General features: G+C 71.4%; 19 protein-coding genes. 12 read left to right on the top strand and 7 right to left on the bottom strand.

From position 1 onward, the window contains the following. Positions 1-34 precede the first annotated feature (34 nt). On the top strand, positions 35-1,126 hold the full coding sequence (locus tag ACZ64A_RS36230; protein ID WP_469816212.1) for a DUF2786 domain-containing protein: 1,092 nt from the start codon (positions 35-37) through the stop codon (positions 1,124-1,126). Between the two features lie 265 nt (positions 1,127-1,391). Here the strand turns inward: ACZ64A_RS36230 and ACZ64A_RS36225 are convergent, their stop codons facing one another. Together ACZ64A_RS36225 and ACZ64A_RS36220 are read right to left on the bottom strand one after the other, a co-directional pair. Further along, positions 1,392-1,928: a DUF4232 domain-containing protein gene (locus ACZ64A_RS36225; protein ID WP_469816210.1), complete on the bottom strand. Its 537-nt coding sequence runs from the start codon at positions 1,926-1,928 to the stop codon at positions 1,392-1,394. Positions 1,929-1,990: 62 nt separating this feature from the next. Continuing rightward, positions 1,991-2,482 carry a hypothetical protein gene (locus tag ACZ64A_RS36220; RefSeq protein ID WP_469816208.1) on the bottom strand — a complete coding sequence of 164 codons (492 nt, stop codon included), beginning with the start codon at positions 2,480-2,482 and terminating at the stop codon, positions 1,991-1,993. 218 nt (positions 2,483-2,700) lie between these two features. Here ACZ64A_RS36220 and ACZ64A_RS36215 point away from each other — a divergent pair, with 218 nt between their 5' ends. From ACZ64A_RS36215 to ACZ64A_RS36200, 4 genes are all read left to right on the top strand, one after another. Further along, entirely contained in the window at positions 2,701-3,075 is a 375-nt protein-coding gene (locus ACZ64A_RS36215; protein WP_469816206.1) for a VOC family protein, read from the top strand. A 7-nt stretch (positions 3,076-3,082) separates the two neighbouring features. Next, positions 3,083-3,436, top strand: coding sequence for an ArsR/SmtB family transcription factor (locus ACZ64A_RS36210; RefSeq protein WP_469816269.1), 354 nt, complete (start codon positions 3,083-3,085; stop codon positions 3,434-3,436). Continuing rightward, positions 3,433-3,891 (top strand): SRPBCC family protein, encoded by a 459-nt coding sequence (locus tag ACZ64A_RS36205; protein ID WP_469816204.1) that lies wholly within the window; start codon positions 3,433-3,435, stop codon positions 3,889-3,891. The genes ACZ64A_RS36210 and ACZ64A_RS36205 overlap by 4 nt, the downstream gene beginning before the upstream one ends. Positions 3,892-4,038: 147 nt before the next feature. Then, positions 4,039-4,308: a DUF397 domain-containing protein gene (locus tag ACZ64A_RS36200; protein ID WP_469816202.1), complete on the top strand. Its 270-nt coding sequence runs from the start codon at positions 4,039-4,041 to the stop codon at positions 4,306-4,308. Between the two features lie 79 nt (positions 4,309-4,387). Here ACZ64A_RS36200 and ACZ64A_RS36195 read toward each other — a convergent pair whose 3' ends face one another. Then, positions 4,388-4,867 (bottom strand): ATP-binding protein, encoded by a 480-nt coding sequence (locus ACZ64A_RS36195; protein WP_469816200.1) that lies wholly within the window; start codon positions 4,865-4,867, stop codon positions 4,388-4,390. A 343-nt stretch (positions 4,868-5,210) separates the two neighbouring features. Here ACZ64A_RS36195 and ACZ64A_RS36190 point away from each other — a divergent pair, with 343 nt between their 5' ends. From ACZ64A_RS36190 to ACZ64A_RS36175, 4 genes are all read left to right on the top strand, one after another. Next, positions 5,211-6,035: a helix-turn-helix domain-containing protein gene (locus ACZ64A_RS36190; protein WP_469816267.1), complete on the top strand. Its 825-nt coding sequence runs from the start codon at positions 5,211-5,213 to the stop codon at positions 6,033-6,035. An 87-nt stretch (positions 6,036-6,122) separates the two neighbouring features. After that, entirely contained in the window at positions 6,123-7,583 is a 1,461-nt protein-coding gene (locus ACZ64A_RS36185) for an aldehyde dehydrogenase family protein (RefSeq protein WP_469816198.1), read from the top strand. Positions 7,584-7,699: 116 nt separating this feature from the next. Next, entirely contained in the window at positions 7,700-8,263 is a 564-nt protein-coding gene (locus tag ACZ64A_RS36180) for a DinB family protein (RefSeq protein ID WP_469816196.1), read from the top strand. Between the two features lie 89 nt (positions 8,264-8,352). Then, positions 8,353-8,994: a PadR family transcriptional regulator gene (locus ACZ64A_RS36175; protein WP_469816194.1), complete on the top strand. Its 642-nt coding sequence runs from the start codon at positions 8,353-8,355 to the stop codon at positions 8,992-8,994. A 29-nt stretch (positions 8,995-9,023) separates the two neighbouring features. Here ACZ64A_RS36175 and ACZ64A_RS36170 read toward each other — a convergent pair whose 3' ends face one another. Next, on the bottom strand, positions 9,024-10,430 hold the full coding sequence (locus ACZ64A_RS36170; RefSeq protein WP_469816193.1) for a glutamate decarboxylase: 1,407 nt from the start codon (positions 10,428-10,430) through the stop codon (positions 9,024-9,026). 101 nt (positions 10,431-10,531) lie between these two features. On the opposite strand from ACZ64A_RS36170, the gene ACZ64A_RS36165 reads away from it, so the two are divergent. After that, positions 10,532-11,293 carry a MerR family transcriptional regulator gene (locus tag ACZ64A_RS36165; protein ID WP_469816191.1) on the top strand — a complete coding sequence of 254 codons (762 nt, stop codon included), beginning with the start codon at positions 10,532-10,534 and terminating at the stop codon, positions 11,291-11,293. Between the two features lie 18 nt (positions 11,294-11,311). Here ACZ64A_RS36165 and ACZ64A_RS36160 read toward each other — a convergent pair whose 3' ends face one another. After that, complete coding sequence (locus tag ACZ64A_RS36160; protein ID WP_469816189.1) at positions 11,312-11,677, bottom strand: YbjQ family protein; 366 nt, start codon at positions 11,675-11,677, stop codon at positions 11,312-11,314. A 140-nt stretch (positions 11,678-11,817) separates the two neighbouring features. On the opposite strand from ACZ64A_RS36160, the gene ACZ64A_RS36155 reads away from it, so the two are divergent. Beyond that, positions 11,818-12,813, top strand: coding sequence for a DedA family protein (locus ACZ64A_RS36155; protein WP_469816188.1), 996 nt, complete (start codon positions 11,818-11,820; stop codon positions 12,811-12,813). A 4-nt stretch (positions 12,814-12,817) separates the two neighbouring features. Here ACZ64A_RS36155 and ACZ64A_RS36150 read toward each other — a convergent pair whose 3' ends face one another. Further along, complete coding sequence (locus ACZ64A_RS36150; RefSeq protein WP_469816186.1) at positions 12,818-14,479, bottom strand: threonine/serine exporter family protein; 1,662 nt, start codon at positions 14,477-14,479, stop codon at positions 12,818-12,820. Positions 14,480-14,594: 115 nt separating this feature from the next. Beyond that, the gene (locus tag ACZ64A_RS36145) at positions 14,595-15,086 is read right to left on the bottom strand and encodes an inorganic diphosphatase (protein WP_361633932.1); all 492 of its coding nucleotides are present in this window, start codon (positions 15,084-15,086) and stop codon (positions 14,595-14,597) included. A 79-nt stretch (positions 15,087-15,165) separates the two neighbouring features. Here ACZ64A_RS36145 and dacB point away from each other — a divergent pair, with 79 nt between their 5' ends. Beyond that, entirely contained in the window at positions 15,166-16,734 is a 1,569-nt protein-coding gene (gene dacB, locus ACZ64A_RS36140; protein ID WP_469816185.1) for a D-alanyl-D-alanine carboxypeptidase/D-alanyl-D-alanine endopeptidase, read from the top strand. Positions 16,735-16,773 lie beyond the last annotated feature (39 nt).

The following is a 16,773-nucleotide window of genomic DNA, read 5'->3' as shown; positions in this document are numbered from 1 at the left end:
CCCGGTTGTCAGTGCCCCGTGTCACGATCGTCGGGTGAGCGCTGTCGACCGGGCCTTCGAGGCCGCCCTGTACGACACCGGTGTGACCGCCCTGGACACCGGTGCCTCCCTGCTGGCCGCCGACCCTGCGGCCGACGCCGACGTCGAGCGGCGTGGGCGGGAGTTCGTGGCGGTGCTCTGGCGGCGTGGCTGGCAGCCCGCCGACCTCGTGCGGATCCTGCGGCGCGAACTGGACGACGTACACGTGCGGCTGGCCGCCGAGCTCGTGCGGGCCCAGGCGCCCGACGACCGCGCCCGAAGCGCGCGCTGGCGGGCACAGATCGAGGAACTGCCCGGTCCGGCGCCGGCCCGTGCCGACCGGTTCACCCACGCCACCACCGTCCTCGAGCTGTACCGGCTGCTGGTGCGCCTGCCCGCGCTGGAGCCCCTGGAGGAGCCGCGCCGGCCGCGCGGCTCCGAGCCCCGGATGCTGGGCCGGATCCGCGCACTGCTCGCCAAGGCCGAGGCGACCGGCTATCCGGAGGAGGCCGAGGCTCTCACCGCCAAGGCGCAGGAGCTGATGGCCCGGCACAGCGTCGACGAGGCGCTGCTCGACGCGCAGGCGCCCGCCCCCGACGCGCCCGGCGCCTGCCGGATCGGGGTCGAGCCGCCGTACGAGCAGGCCAAGGCGGTGCTGCTCGACGCGGTCGCCACCGCCAACCACTGCCGCGCGGTGTGGAACGAGGCGCTGTGCTTCTCCACGGTCGTCGGGTTCGAGGCCGACCTGGAGGCCGTCGAGCTGCTCTACACCTCGCTGCTGGTGCAGGCCCAGTCGGCGCTGGCCACGGCGGAGGTGGCGCAGCGCAAGGGCGGGCGTAAGAGGACGAAGACCTTCCGGCAGTCGTTCCTCGCCGCGTACGCGCATCGGATAGGCGGGCGGCTCGCGGCTGCCGCAAGCACGCAGGTGAGCGACGACCTGCTGCCGGTGCTCGCCTCCCGCGAGGTCGCGGTCGGCGCCGCGGCCGACCGGATGTTCCCGGAGACGGTGTCCACCCGGCTGCGGGGAGTCAGCGACGCGGCCGGATGGACCGAGGGCTCCCGCGCGGCGGACCAGGCCCGGGTGGGGGACCGGCCCCGCTTGCCGTGACGCTCAGGCGTACGGCGGTCTCCCGCGACGACCTGTGCGGTCGCGGGGCCGTGAGCCGGAGCCGCCACGGGGGTTCGAGCCTGAGCCGTCTCGGTGCACGGCCTGCGCCGTCACGGTGCCACGGCCTGCGCCGTCACGGTGCCACGGCCTGCGCCGCCACGGCGCCATGAGCCCGCGCGGTCACGGCCCCAAACGGCTCGTCCGGGCCGTCAGGGCCGTGGGACCGCCGGTCCGTCCGCGGGCGCCGTCAGCTTCGGCGTCGGCGTCAGTCGCCGGCCTGTTCGAAGCCGCCCACCGTGGCGTCCGGGGTGCCGCCCTTGAGGGCGACCTCGCCGTACGACCACGGGAACTCGTGCGTGTCCTCCGCGCCGGGCAGGGCGAACGTCGCCGTCTTCACGGCCAGGCTCTGCGCGCCCGCCGACGCCGCCGCACGCGTGTAGGTGATCGTGAAGGACGTCGTCGCGTCCTTGGCCAGCGACAGCTTCTGGCTCTGCGCCGCCTGGTCGGCGGGGACGGCCGCCTTGGTGTCTCCGGCCTGGAGGACGACCTTCGGGAAGCCCTCCAGGGTGCAGTCGGAACCGGTGTTGGTGAGCGTGACCGTGACGGTGCCGGTGTCACCGGCGGAGGGCGCGGCGCTGACCGGGCCGACCTCGGCGCCCACGCCGTCGAGACGGCAGGCCGTGCTCTTCGCGGCCTTGGCGTCGCCGCCGCCTGCCGTGGCGCTGCTTTCGGTGCCGCTGTCACAAGCGGTGAGAAGGAGTGCCGCCGCGAGGGCGGTGACGGTGATCGGCATGGCGCGCATGTGTGAAATCCCCTGAGATCGAGACGGTGCCCCAGGATCATCGCGCATGCGGGGCCCCGGTCCTACGAGCCGAGGCCCGCCGTGGGGAAACGGGACGGCAGTTCGCCGCCTTCGGAGCGGGTGTACGTCTCCGTGCCGACGTCACCCTCCCAGGTGACCTTCATCGACGTCGTGTCCACGGAGTCGATGTGGCCCGTGGTGTGGCCGGCCGCCGAGCCCTTGCACTTCAGCCGGATCGTTCGGTCCTGGACCGGGCCGCTGCACACGCTGCCGCCGGTGGTGAAGAGGGCGGCCTGCGACGAGGTGAGGACCAGGACCACGGCCTTGCCGTTGGTGGTGGTGAGCCAGTTGCCCTGCAGGGCGTCGGCGCGCCCGGCGGCGCCGGTGGGGGTGCCCGCGCCGGTGGGGGACTGCGGGGTCGTCGCGGAGGGAGTGTTCTTCCCGGCGTCGTCGCTGCCGCCGCCGCTGCTGCACGCCGCCAGGGTCAGGGCGGCGGTGAGGACTGCGGCCGCGGTCGTGAGGCTCCGGCGGCGTGTGCGGGTCGGGGAAGTCACCGGGGCACGCTACCAACGGGTATCGGCGCTTGCCAGACCTCAGGGGTGCCGTTTGCGTGTGGGTTCGCCGTGGCGCGCGTCGCGCCGACGGGCCCTGCCCATAGGGAAACGCCTACGGGCTGGGCCGTGCCGAGAGGGAAACGCCAAAGGTCGGGCCGGACCCGTAGGGAAAGACCTACGATTGACGCGTAGGAGTATCCCTACGTATTGTCTCCGGCATGACCATCACTCACGCCTCCTTCGTCACCCTTCCCGTCGCCGACCAGGACCGGGCCCTGCGCTTCTATCGCGATGTGCTCGGGTTCGAGGTCGTCGCCGACCTGGACATGCCCGCCGGGCGGTGGCTGCAGGTCGCACCGGCGGGGGCGCAGACCGTGTTCACGCTGGCGGGGCCGGGGATGGGGGATTTCGAGGCCGGGTCGGCGCGGGGGATCATGTTGGTGACGACCGATGTCGACGCCGACTGCGCCCGGCTCGCCGAGGCGGGGGCCGCGGTGCGGGGGCCGCAGGAGCAGCCGTGGGGCCGTATGGCCTCCTTCGCCGATCCCGACGGCAACGGTCTGATGCTGCTGACGGAGAAGGAAGGCTTCTGACGCCGTGATGAGTGCCGGGGCCCGTGATGTCGCCGCGGAGGACCGTGTCTTCGCCGCGCTCGCCAACGCCACCCGCCGGGAGGTGCTGCGGCTGCTGCGGGAGGACGGGCCGCAGCCCGTGCAGGCACTCGCCGATCACTTCGCCATGCGCCGGCCCAGTCTGTCGGAGCATCTGAAGGTGCTCCGGGACGCCGGGCTCGTCGCCGAGCAGCGGTCCGGGCGGCAGCGTATCTACCGGCTGCGGGCGGTGCCGCTCGCCGAGGTGCAGGAATGGCTCCATCCGTACGAGCGGTTCTGGCGCGATCAGCTGAAGGGGCTCGGGGATCTGCTCGACCGGATGCCCGACGATGACCCGTCATGAGTGCCGACGACGATCTCACGACGGTCCGTGTCGATCAGTTCTTCTCGCATCCTCCCGCCAAGGTGTGGCGTGCGCTGACCGAGCCGGAACTGCTCGCGCAGTGGCAGATGCCCGGTTCCGGGGATTTCCGGCTCGCGGTCGGTCATCGGTATCGGATGACCTCCGTGCCGCGGCCGAACACCGGTTTCTCCGGTGTGGTCGAGGTGGAGGTGCTCGCCTTCGAGGTGGAGCGGATGCTGGCCGTGCGGTGGCGGGACGCCGATCCCGCCCGCTCCGCTGACTGGACGATCACCTGGCGGCTGGAACAGGAAGGGCGCGGAACGCGTCTGTTCCTGGTGCACGAAGGCTTCGATCCGGACGATCCGGCACAGCTGATGGCGCGGCGGATCATGGGCGGCGGTTGGGCCGCGCATGTTCTGCCTGCTCTGGGGCAGGCGCTGGAACGGTTCGCGTAAAGCGCTCGTCAAAAGCTGTAACCGGGAGAACACCAGGCGTGCACGTGCATTTGCTCAGGCGCCTGCACGTGAACGGGGTTATGATCCCGATCAGTTGACCACTGCATCAATGGCCTCATCAGCCAGTGCACCACCGGGGAGCGACCTGTGGACCACGACGTGTACGACGTTGAGAACGCGTCCGGCGTGTACAACGGCATCGCCGCCACGCGCCTGCACGGGGTGTCCTGGCAGAAGAGCCGGCACAGCAACTCCCAGGGCTCCTGCGTGGAGTTCGCCCGGCTGCCGGGCGGGGAGGTGGCCGTGCGCAACTCGCGCTTCCCCGACGGGCCCGCGCTCGTCTACACACGGGCGGAGATCGAGGCCATGCTGCTCGGCGTCAAGGACGGGGAGTTCGACCATCTCGTCGGCGGATGATCAGGGCTCACGTGTGTCCGCCGTGAGAGCGCTTGCTTGACGCGCGTAGAAACCCAGCGTCGAAGAACGCCGGGTGGGATCATGGGGAAGGCAGCCGGAACAGGGCCCAGACGACCTTGCCGCCCAGGGCGCCGGACAGCGGGTGCCAGCCCCAGCTGTCGCTGAAGGACTCCACGAGGAACAGTCCCCGCCCGGACTCGGCCGCGAAGTCGTCGGCCTCGCGGGCCACCGGACCGTCCTTGCTCGTGTCGCGCACCGCGCACACCAGTCGCTCGCTCCACCGCATCAGATGCAGGCGTACGGGCGGCAGCGGATCGCCGGCCGGAGTGGCGTGGCGCAGCGCGTTGGTGACGAGTTCGGAGACGACGAGGCACACGTCGTCGAAGCGGTCGCCCAGCCCCCACTGGTCCAGGGTCTGGCGGGTGAACCGGCGCGCCTCGCGGACGGCTTCGTAACGGGCGGGCAGGGAACAGGAGGCGGCGTTGGAGACGGCTGCGGGATCCAGCGGCGGAAGGCCCTGCCGTAACGGCTGGAGCATGGTCGATCCATTCGTCCCCATGCGAGGCACTCCCGGGAGTTCGCGGTCGTTGCGATGCAGCGGTGGCGCGGGACCATGGTTTCGGATGCGCAGAGCAGATGCAAGGGCAGATGCACGTGCACGTGACCGAAATGGATGCCCACGTGCCGCTTGTTGGTCATTTTTTCTGCCTCTTCCTACTCAACTTCCGCATCTTCCTTGGCTCTTGATGGCCAGAAGTCGCACGGATGTCACAGGAAGCTTTTCCGTCTCTGTAATCGGACGAGTACTGCTCGAAGTGTTTTAGTGGCAGACTGCGGGCCCTGGAGTCGGTAGGGAGGCAGCGGACGTGAGTGCGGGAGAGCCTGGATCAGTGGTGCGGCGCATGCTGCTCGGCTCGCAACTCAGGCGGCTGCGCGAGGCACGCGGGATCACGCGCGAGCAGGCGGGGTACTCGATCCGTGCCTCCGAGTCGAAGATCAGCCGGATGGAACTGGGCCGGGTGAGCTTCAAGACGAGGGACGTGGAGGACTTGCTGACGCTGTACGGCATCACGGACGAAGCGGAGCGCACGGCCCTGGTGAACCTGGCCCGCGAGGCCAACGTCGCCGGCTGGTGGCACAGTTACTCCGACGTCCTGCCGAGCTGGTTCCCCACCTATGTCGGCCTCGAGGGTGCCGCGTCCCTGATCCGCGCCTACGAGGTGCAGTTCGTGCACGGCCTGCTGCAGACGGAGGCGTACGCGCGTGCCGTGGTGCGGCGCGGGATGAAGGGCGCGAGCGAGGCCGACGTCGACAAGCGGGTGGAGCTGCGGCTCGAGCGGCAGAAGTACCTCGTCGCCGAGAACGCCCCCGACTTCCACGTCATCCTCGACGAGGCCGCCCTGCGCCGGCCCTACGGCGACCGCGCGGTGATGCGCGAGCAGCTGCAGCACCTGATCGACATGTCCGAGCGGCCCAACGTCCGGCTCCAGGTCATGCCGTTCAGCTTCGGCGGGCACTCCGGCGAGTCCGGCGCGTTCACCGTGCTCAGCTTCCCGGAGTCCGACCTGTCGGACGTGGTGTTCATCGAGCAGCTCACCAGCGCGCTGTACCTGGACAAGCCGGAGGACGTTGCCCAGTACGAGCAGGCGCTGAAGGAGCTGCAGCAGGACAGCCCCGGGCCGTCCGAGACCCGCGATCTTTTGCGTGGACTCCTTCAACTGACCTGACCCACAAGTACGATGACGTGCGATCAGACCGCGAGGTGAGCGAGGCCGACTCGCCTGCCCCGGCAGGCAGGGATTCAGGGGGATCGCATGTCACCGTACTTCTCCGACCTGGCGCAGCAGTACATCGACGGTGAGTGGCGCCCGGGCACCGGCTCCTGGGACATCATCGACTTCAACCCGTACGACAACGACAAGCTGGCCTCGATCACGATCGCCACGGCCGGTGAGATCGACGCCGCCTACCGCGCCGCCGAGCGCGCCCAGAAGCAGTGGGCGGCCACCAACCCCTTCGCCCGGCGCGCGGTGCTGGAGAAGGTGCTGCGTCTCGTCGAGGAGCGCGAGGCGGAGATCACCGAGGCGATGATCGCCGAGCTGGGCAGCACCCGGGGCAAGGCCGCGTTCGAGCTGCACCTGGCCAAGGAGTTCCTGCGTGAGGCGGCCCATGTGGCGCTCAGCGCCGAGGGGCGGATCGTTCCCTCGCCGATCGACGGCAAGGAGAACCGCGTCTACCGGGTGCCGGTCGGTGTGGTCGGCGTCATCAGCCCCTTCAACGTGCCCTTCCTGCTGTCGCTGAAGTCGGTCGCCCCGGCGCTGGCGCTCGGCAACGCCGTCGTGCTCAAGCCGCACCAGAACACGCCCGTCGTGGGCGGCACCCTGATAGCCAAGCTGTTCGAGGACGCCGGGCTGCCGCCCGGGGTGCTCAACGTCGTCGTCACCGACATAGCGGAGATCGGCGACGCGTTCCTGGAACACCCGGTGCCGAAGGTCATCTCCTTCACCGGTTCCGACCAGGTCGGCCGGCACGTGGCCACCGTCTGCGCCGCCCACTTCAAGCGCGCGGTGCTCGAACTGGGCGGCAACAGCGCCCTGGTGGTGCTGGACGACGCCGACGTCGACTACGCGGTCGACGCCGCCGTCTTCAGCCGTTTCGTGCACCAGGGGCAGGTGTGCATGGCCGCCAACCGGCTGCTGGTCGACCGGTCCGTGGCCGAGGAGTTCTCCGCGAAGTTCGCCGACCGGGTCAGAGGGCTCAAGGCCGGTGACCCGAGCGACGCGGCGACCGTCATCGGGCCGCTGATCGACTCCCGGCAGGCGGAGGACGTCTCCGGGGTGATCGAGCAGGCCCTCGCCGAGGGCGCCACGGCGCTGGTGCGCGGCACCACGACGGACACGCTGGTCGAGCCGGCGGTGCTGACCGGGGTCCCGGCCGACTCGCCGCTGCTGCGGCAGGAGGTCTTCGGCCCCGTCGCCTTCGTCATCCCCTTCGACGGCGAGGAGGAGGCGGTACGGCTCGTCAACGACACCCCGTACGGGCTGAGCGGTGCGGTCTTCACCGCCGACATCGAGCGGGGCGTGCGGTTCGCGCGGCAGATCGACACGGGGATGTTCCATGTGAACGACGGCACCGTGCACGACGAGCCGATCGTCCCCTTCGGCGGGGAGAAGCACTCGGGGCCCGGCCGGCTGAACGGCGAGTCGACGCTGGAGGCGTTCACGAGCCTGAAGTGGATCTCGGTACAGCACGGGCGCAGCCGGTTCCCCTTCTGACAGAACCGCGGGCGGAAGGCCGAGCCATTGCGGACAGAAGCTGACCGCAAGGGTCCGTAACGTCTTCGGTGTCGGGCAGGAAGCCCGGTGGACGACGAGTCGAAAGGCGGCCGGTCATGGTCACTCACGTGCGAGCCGAAGCGCTGGGCGACGAGCGGGGGGCGCTGCTGTCCTTCCTGGCGGAACAGCGCGGCGGCATCCGCCGGGCCGTGCTCGGCCTCACGGAGGAACAGGCCGCGAGCCGGCCGAGCGCGAGCGAGCTGTCGCTGTCCGGCCTGGTCAAGCATGTCGCCGAGGTCGAGCAGGGCTGGGTGGCCCGGGCCAAGGGCGAGCCGCCGGCGGTCAAGCGGGACGAGTCGAACTGGCACGAGTGCTTCCGGCTCACCGAGGGCGAGACGCTCGCGCAGCAGCTGGCGTACTGGGAGCAGGTCGCGGCCGAGACGGAGGCCTACTTCCGCTCGGTGCCCAGCCTGGACGACACCTTCGCTCTGCCGAACGACCCGTGGTTCCCGCCGGACGAGCGGGTCTCGCTGCGCTGGCTGGCCCTGCACCTGATCCGCGAGACGGCCCGCCACGCCGGCCATGCGGACATCATCCGTGAGTCCCTGGACGGCAGGACCGCGTTCGAGCTGGTGGCTCAGGAACAGGCGGGGCTCGAGGAGCGGGAGCAGGGCGAGTAAGGGGCAGGACCACGCAGGGGCGGGCCGGTCGGGCCGGGCGGTGGGGTGCCGTTCCGGCCGAGCCGCCGCCCGGCCATACTCTGGACCCCATGTCAACCATCCGGCTGCTCGTGCTGGGGGCCGTCCGGCAGCACGGGCGCGCCCACGGATACCAGGTCCGCGGCGACCTGGAGTACTGGGGCGCGCACGAGTGGTCCCACGCCAAGCCGGGGTCGATCTACCACGCCCTGAAGCAGATGGCGAAGCAGGGGCTGCTGCGCGCGCACGAGACCGCGCCGTCCACGGCCGGCGGGCCGCCCCGCACCGAGTACGAGGTCACCGAGCGCGGCACGCAGGAGTACTTCACGCTGCTGAGGGAGGCGCTCGTCGCCCGGGACCGCGGTGTCGACCTCCTCTCCGCGGCGATCGGTTTCATGGTCGACCTGGAGCGCACGGAGGTCGTGGCGCTGCTGCGCGAACGCCTGCGGCGGCTGGCCGCGTGGCGGGACACCGTCACCGAGCACTACATCCCCGAGGAGGGGCCGCAGCAGTTCGGCCACATCGGCGAGATCATGAACATGTGGGTGCACACGGCGGACGGCGAGGCCGCCTGGACCCGGGGCCTCATCGAGCGCATCGAGGCCGGCGCCTACACCTTCGCCGGTGAGGGCGAACCGTTCGTCGGCGTGCTCGCCGCGGGCCAGGAGAACCCGTACGCGACGGGGGAGCGGCAGCCGGAGGACGCACGCTGAGCCCCGCCCGGCGGACGCCCACCGGGGGCTCAGTGGTGGAAGCTGGTCGCCGCGTCCTTGTCCCGGGTCAGCGGATGCGACTGCCGGCGCAGTTCGGGCAGCAGACGGGTGAGGTCCTCGACGAACAGCTCGGCGAGGTCCGAGGAGAAGCCGTTGCGGCACACCACCCGCAGCACCGACAGATCCTCCCGCTTCGGCGGGAAGGTGTACGCCGGCACCAGCCAGCCCCGCTCGCGCAGCCGCCGGGAGACGTCGAAGACGTCGTACGCCGTGACGTCGTCGGCCGTGGTGCACGCGAACACCGGCAGCTGGTCGCCCCGGGTCAGCAGCCGGAAGTCGCCGAGCCCCTCCATGCGCTCGGCGAGTGTGCGCGCCACGTCCCGGGACGCCTGCTGCACCGCCCGGTAGCCGTCCCGGCCCAGCCGCAGGAACGTGTAGTACTGCGCCACGACCTGCGCGCCGGGCCTGGAGAAGTTCAGCGCGAAGGTCGGCATGTCGCCGCCCAGGTAGTTGACCCGGAACACCAGCTCCTCCGGCAGTGCCGCGGCGTCCCGCCACAGCGCCCAGCCGACCCCCGGGTACACCAGCCCGTACTTGTGCCCGGAGGTGTTGATCGACGCCACCCGCGGCAGCCGGAAGTCCCACACCAGGTCCGGGTCGAGGAACGGCGCGACCATCGCCCCGGACGCCCCGTCGACGTGCACCGGGATGTCGAGGCCGGTGCGCTCCTGGAGGGCGTCCAGGGCGGCGCACAGGTCGGCGATCGGCTCGTAGGAGCCGTCGAAGGTGGAACCGAGGACGCCGACGACACCGATCGTGTTCTCGTCGCACAGCCCGGCCGCGGCCTCGGGGTCCAGATGGAAGCGGTCGCCCTCCATGGGCACCTGCCGCGCCTCCACCTCCCAGAACGTGCAGAACTTGTCCCAGCAGACCTGCACGTTGACGCCCATCACCAGATTGGGCCGGGCCCCGGGGTAGCGGTCGCCCGCGCGCTTCGTCCAGCGCCGTTTCAGCGCCATCCCCGCCAGCATGCACGCCTCGCTGGAACCGGTCGTGGAGCAGCCCACGGCCGCCGAGGCGTCCGGCGCGTGCCACAGGTCGGCGAGCATCGCCACACAGCGCCGCTCCAGCTCGGCGGTGCGCGGATACTCGTCCTTGTCGATCATGTTCTTGTCCCGGCACTCTGCCATCAGCACCCCGGCCTGCGGCTCCATCCAGGTGGTGACGAAGGTGGCCAGGTTCAGCCGGGAGTTGCCGTCGAGCATCAGCTCGTCGTGCACCAGCTGGTACGCGGTCGCCGGCGCCATCGCGGTGTCCGGGAGACGGTGCGTGGGCGGGGCCTGGGTCATCCCGCCGGCCGGATTGGCCTCGCCGTAGAAGGGGTTGACGGCCAGGGGACGGTCGGCCGGCTGTTGGGCGCCTTGGTGCAGGGGCATGCATCCGACGCTAAGTCCGCTCCGCCGGACCCGCACGCGGGCTTGCACCTCACGTGGCGTGAGGACCCAGGGTGGAGGGCGCAAGCACGAAGGGAGCGGAAGTGAACTACTCCGTGGGACAGGTCGCCGGCTTCGCCGGGGTCACGGTGCGCACCCTGCACCACTACGACGACATCGGTCTGCTCGCCCCCAGCGAGCGCAGCCACGCGGGCCACCGGCGCTACAGCGACGCCGACCTCGACCGGCTGCAGCAGATCCTGTTCTACCGGGAGCTGGGCTTTCCGCTCGAGGAGGTCGCGGCCCTGCTCGACGACCCGGACGCGGACCCGCGGGAACACCTGCGCCGCCAGCACGAACTGCTGACCGCCCGGATCGAGAAGCTGCGGAAGATGGCCGAGGCCGTGGAGCACGCCATGGAGGCACGCACGATGGGAATCCAGCTCACACCCGAGGAGAGGTTCGAGGTGTTCGGGGACAACGATCCGGACCAGTACGCCGACGAGATCCAGCAGCGCTGGGGCGACACCGAGCAGTACCGGCAGTCCCAGCGCCGGACCGCGGCCTACACCAAGGAGGACTGGAAGCGGATCACCGGGGAGATGGACGCCATCCACGGCCGGATGGCCGACCTGCTCGGCCGGGGCGTCCCGGCCGGCTCCGAGGCCGCGATGGACGTCGCCGAGGAGCATCGCCTCTTCATCTGCTCCAGCTACTACGACTGCTCGCGCGAGCTGCACGCCTGCCTGGGACAGATGTACGTCGACGATCCGCGTTTCACCGCGACGTACGAGAACATCCGCCCCGGACTGGCCGTGTACATGCGCGACGCCATCCAGGCGAACGCGGCCCGGCACACCGCATAGGGCTCGTGGCCCGGGGGGCTACTCCCGGGCCACGATCACCGCGGTGCCGTACGCGCACACCTCCGTGCCGACGTCCGCGGCCTCCGTCACGTCGAAGCGGAACGCCAGCACGGCGTTGGCGCCACGCGCGCGTGCCTGTTCCACCAGCCGTTCCATCGCCTGGTTGCGGGTCTCCACGAGGGTCTTGGTCAGCCCCCGCAGCTCGCCGCCGACCAGCGACTTCAGCCCGGCGCCGATCTGACTGCCGATGTGCCGGGAGCGCACGGTCAGGCCGAACACCTCGCCGATGACCTGCTGCACCCGGTGACCCGGTACGTCGTTCGTGGTGACGACCAGCACATCCGCCTGGGGCGTCTGGCCGCCGCCGTAATCGTCGATGCCCATGGTCCACAGCTTCGTACCGCCGGGCGCGGGGTGCATCCTGAGAGGACCCGGGGAACCCGGACCGTTCACCGGGCGTTGATAGCTTTGGGCGCGCGCTACCCGCCGCCGTAGTCTCCCCACCCCCTCAGGAGCCAGGAACCGTGACGACGCTTGCCCTCGGCCCGAGCTGGCTCGATCCGAACTATCTCCTCGACACGTTCGGCATCTGGGGCCTGCTCCTGATCGTCTTCGCGGAGTCGGGACTGCTGATCGGCTTCTTCCTGCCGGGTGACTCGCTGCTGTTCACCTGCGGCCTGCTGATCACGTCCCACCAGCTGAACTTCCCCCTCTGGGGAGCGATCGCCCTGATCTGCGCCGCCGCGATCCTCGGCGACCAGGCGGGTTACATGTTCGGCAAGAAGGTCGGCCCGTCCCTGTTCAACCGGCCCGACTCGCGCCTGTTCAAGCAGGAGAACGTCGCCAAGGCGCACGAGTTCTTCGAGAAGTACGGCCCGAAGTCCCTGGTCCTGGCCCGCTTCGTGCCCGTCGTGCGCACGTTCACGCCGATCATCGCCGGCGTCAGCGGCATGCGGTACCGCTCGTTCCTGCTGTTCAACGTCATCGGTGGCGTCCTGTGGGGCGCGGGTGTGACCCTGCTGGGTTCCTGGCTGGGCAACATCGCCTTCGTCAAGGCCAACATCGAGGCGATCCTGATCCTGATCGTCCTCGTCTCGGTGGTCCCCATCGCCATCGAGTTCCTGCGCGCCCGCGCGAAGAACAAGAACGCTCCTCAGCAGCAGGCCCCGGCCGAGTCCCAGGTCCAGGCCCCGGCCGCGGTGCCCCCGGCCATGGACGACCGGACCACCCAGCTGCGCCGCGTCGACCAGACGCCGGACCACCAGCCCCAGCAGCAGTACGGCGAGCAGCACTACGGCAACCAGCAGCACTACGGCGACCAGTACGGCAACCAGCACTACGGCGAGCAGTACCCGCAGGACCCGTACGCGCCGCAGCAGTACCCGCAGCAGCAGTACCCCCAGGACCCGTACGCCCCGCAGGAGCCGTACCCGCAGCAGCAGTACCCGCAGGAGCCGTACCCCCAGGGTTACGGCCGGCAGCAGCCGTACAACGGCCAGTCGCCGTACCACCAGGGCTGAGCGGTCAGAAGCCCCTGGTCCGCTTGGCCGCGCGGCGCTTGTCGGCGGAGCCGACCCGCAGGAACAGCCGGGAGATCTCCGACCCCAGGTTCACCCCGATGGCGATGGCCATCGCCAGCGCCGCGGCCTTCGTCAGGGACACGAGCCCCTTGTCGACGTCGTTCTGCGCGATCGACAGCAGCCCGAAGTACGTCGCGGAACCCGGCAGCAGCGGACCGATCGCCGCCGTCGTGTACGGCAGCGCGGAGACGAACCGGTAGCGCGACAGCAGCTGCCCGAACAGGCCCACGAGCCCCGCCGCCACCGCCGTGGACGCCACCGGCGAGAAATCGCCGGTGTAGTGCATCGCGCCGTACACGACCCACGCCACGCCCCCGTTGAGGGTCACCGCGAGGACCGTGGAGCGCTCCTGCTGGAGCAGCACCGCGAAGGTCGCCGACAGCAGCATCGACGCGGCGATCTGGATCAGCGGCCGCTGCTCGAGCCGCAGCGCCGCGTCGGGGTTGAGGTGCGCCCCGAGCTGCACGCCGACGTAGAGCATCACCAGGACGCCGATGACGATGCCGACGAAGAAGTACAGCACCTCCAGCAGCCGTGCCGAGGCGGTGATGTAGAAGCCGGTCAGGCCGTCCTGCACGCCCGCCACCAGCGCCCGCCCGGGCAGCAGCGCGAACAGGCCACCGGTGATGACGGCGGAGGCGTTCACGTCCGCGTGCGCCAGCGTCAGCGTGATGCCGATCGCGGCCGGCGGCATCGCGGCCACCGTGAACTGGTAGAACTCCGGCAGTCCGCGTCCCGCGCACAGCCACGCCAGCCGGTCGCCGAGCATCGCGCCCACCATGGCCGCCGCGAACACCTGCACCCCGCCGCCGACCAGCAGCGAGGCCGCGCCGGCGAGCAGTCCGCTGGCCAGGGTCAGCACCCAGGTCGGGAACGGGTGCCGGTTGCGGCGGATCTCCGCGAGGCGCCGGTAGGCCTCCTCCAGGGAGATGTGGGTCTCCGGGTCGCTCAGGTCGTCCACGAGCCGGAACACGGCCGCAAGACGCGTGTAGTCGGTGCCCCGGCGCCGTACGGTCCGGGACGCGGTGACCGGGTCCTCCACGAGCGAGGGCTGGTAGGAGATCGCCAGCAGGGTGAAGGTGACGTTCGGCTCGCAGCGGTCCAGGCCGTAGGAGCGGCAGACCGCGAACATCGCCGCCTCCACGTCCTCGGCGCCCTCGCCGCCGGCCAGCAGCAGCTCGCCGATACGCAGCGTCAGGTCCAGCACGCGCGGGACGGCCGGCCCGCCCTCCTCCGGCTTGTGCACCTTCTCCGGCGCCGGCCGCTCGGCCACCGGCATGCGCAGCATCGTGCGCATCCGGTCCTGCCACGGCACGTCCTTGGTGAGGCTGACCGCCGGTATGCCGCCGGCCGGTGTGAAGGCCGGCGGGGCGCCCTTGGCGCTGTAGGTGCGCGGCGGGCTGAACGCCGAGCCCTCGGGCTCTGCCCCGGCCGGCTGCGGCGCCTCCAGGCCGTTCGGCAGCGCGAACTCGGACGTCGTCTCCGACTCCCCGCCCACCTTGGGCACGGCGAGCCCCGCGGGAATGGTGAACTCGGACGTGACCTCGGAGTCGTAGCCGCTCCTCGCCTCGTCCGACTGCGGTTTGCGGTCCTCCGCCTCGCTCACTTGCAGCAGCACTCCCTGTACGACACTCCGTAGGCCTCAGTATGCGCACAGACGCCGGACGGGCCGCACGCGTGCGCGTGCGACCCGTCACCGGTCTGCTGGGGCGTGGGAGGCCTCAGTGGCCGCCGTGCGCCTCGTTGCGCTTGATGGAGCGCTCGATCTCGGCCTCGGCGTCCGAGCGGCCGACCCAGTTCGCGCCTTCGACGCTCTTGCCCGGCTCCAGGTCCTTGTAGACCTCGAAGAAGTGCTGGATCTCCAGGCGGTCGAACTCCGAGACGTGGTGGATGTCGCGCAGGTGCTCCATCCGCGGGTCGGACGCGGGCACGCACAGCACCTTGTCGTCGCCGCCGGCCTCGTCGCGCATGCGGAACATGCCGATGGCGCGGCACTTCACCAGCACGCCGGGGAAGGTGGGCTCGTCCAGGATGACCAGCGCGTCCAGCGGGTCGCCGTCCTCGCCGAGCGTGCCCTCGATGTAGCCGTAGTCGGCCGGGTAGACCGTCGAGGTGAAGAGGTGCCGGTCCAGGCGGATCCGACCCGTCTCGTGGTCCACTTCGTACTTGTTCCGCGAACCCTTCGGGATCTCGATCGTGACGTCGAACTCCACCGGTGGCTCCTCCATGATCAACACATACTTCGGGTGATTAAGTGTCCCTCACGCCAGTGTGTGATCGCGAAAGGGGCTGGTGGTCGTGCCGGAACTGAGGCCCTGGCGGGCCGCGAGACCGCACGTGGAGCGGATCGCACACGCCGTCCGGCCGCGACTGCGGCGCGCCGCCACCGTCACCGCCGCCCGGCTGCGCACACGCGCCACTCGGCTGCGGCCCGTCAGGACCTGGCAGTACACAGCCGGTGCCGCCACCGTCGGTCTCGCACTGGCCGCCGGCGTCGTCACCGCCGCCGGCCCCTGGGACTCGGGTCAGCGTACGGCCGAACGGGAGTGGGCCGCCGCCCAGGAAGGCCCGGGTGGCGCAGATCACGGCCGTACGTCTGATTCGTCCGGATCCGCCGGGGCGGCGGGCGGGGTGCCCCGGCCCGCGCCCAGCGCGCCCGCGGTCCTCACCGGCCTCGGCCGCTCGGCGTCCTCGGTGCGGTCCGCGCCCGGCGAGCCGGCCCTGGCCGCCCTCCTCGACCCGCTGCTGAAGGACCCCGCCCTCGGCGAGCGGCACGCGGCCGTCGTCGTCGACCTGTCCACCGGCCGGCGCCTGTACGGCACCGGCGCCGACGACGCGCTCACCCCCGCGTCCACCACGAAGATCGCCACGGCGGTCGCCGCGCTCTCGGCCCTGGGCGCCGACCACCGCCTCGCCACGCGCGCGGTGCTGGAGCCCGACACCCGCGAGCTGATCCTGGTCGGCGGCGGCGATCCGACCCTGACCGCCCGCGCGGACGCCGCGGGCTGGGCGAGCCTGCGCGCCCTCGCCGCGTCCACCGCCACCGCCCTGAAGAAGCGCGGCGTGACCGAGGTGACGCTGTCGTACGACACGAGCCTGTACGCCGGGCCCGAACGTCACCCGATCGGGGAGAACGAGAACCTCGCCCCCGTCACCGCCCTCATGGTGGACGAGGCCCGCACGGACGACTCGACGGCCGGCACCGCCAACCGCAGCCGCGAACCCGCCGCGGACGCCACCCGCCTGTTCGCCGGCTTCCTGGGCGCGCAGGGCATCCGCACCACGTCACCCGGCCCCTCCAAGGCCACCGCGCGCGCCCTGACGCTCGCGACCGTGACGTCCCCGCCGCTGTCCGAGCTGGTCGAGCGGATGCTCACCAACAGCGACAACGACATCGCCGAGCACCTGGCCCGCCAGACCGCCCTCGCCACGGGCGTCCGGCCCGACTTCACGGGCGGCGGCGAGGCGATCCAGCGGCAGCTCGCGGGGCTGGGGCTGCCGCTGGCGGGGGCCGTCTTCAAGGACGGCAGCGGCCTCGACCGCACCGACCGCCTCACCGCCCACCTGCTGACCGCCCTCCTGGTCACCGCCGCCGACCCTGGCCGCCCCGACCTGCGCCCCGTCCTCACCGGCCTGCCCGTCGCCGGCTTCACCGGCACCCTGACCACGCGCTACGCGGGCGGCGCGGCCGGCATCGTCCGCGCCAAGACCGGCACCCTGACGGGCGTCAACACCCTCGCCGGCACGGTCGTCGACCCCCGGGGCCACGTCCTGGCCTTCGCCTTCCTCGCGGCCGGATCGACGGACGCGGGGGCGGCCCAGCGCGCCCTGGACCGGGCGGCCACGGCACTGGCCAGCTGAACCGGATCAGGCCCCGGACGGGACGGCCGCGGCACCGGC

Source organism: Streptomyces sp. NPDC104814 (assembly GCF_055583185.1).
This window is presented reverse-complemented; position numbering and strand designations above follow the sequence as displayed.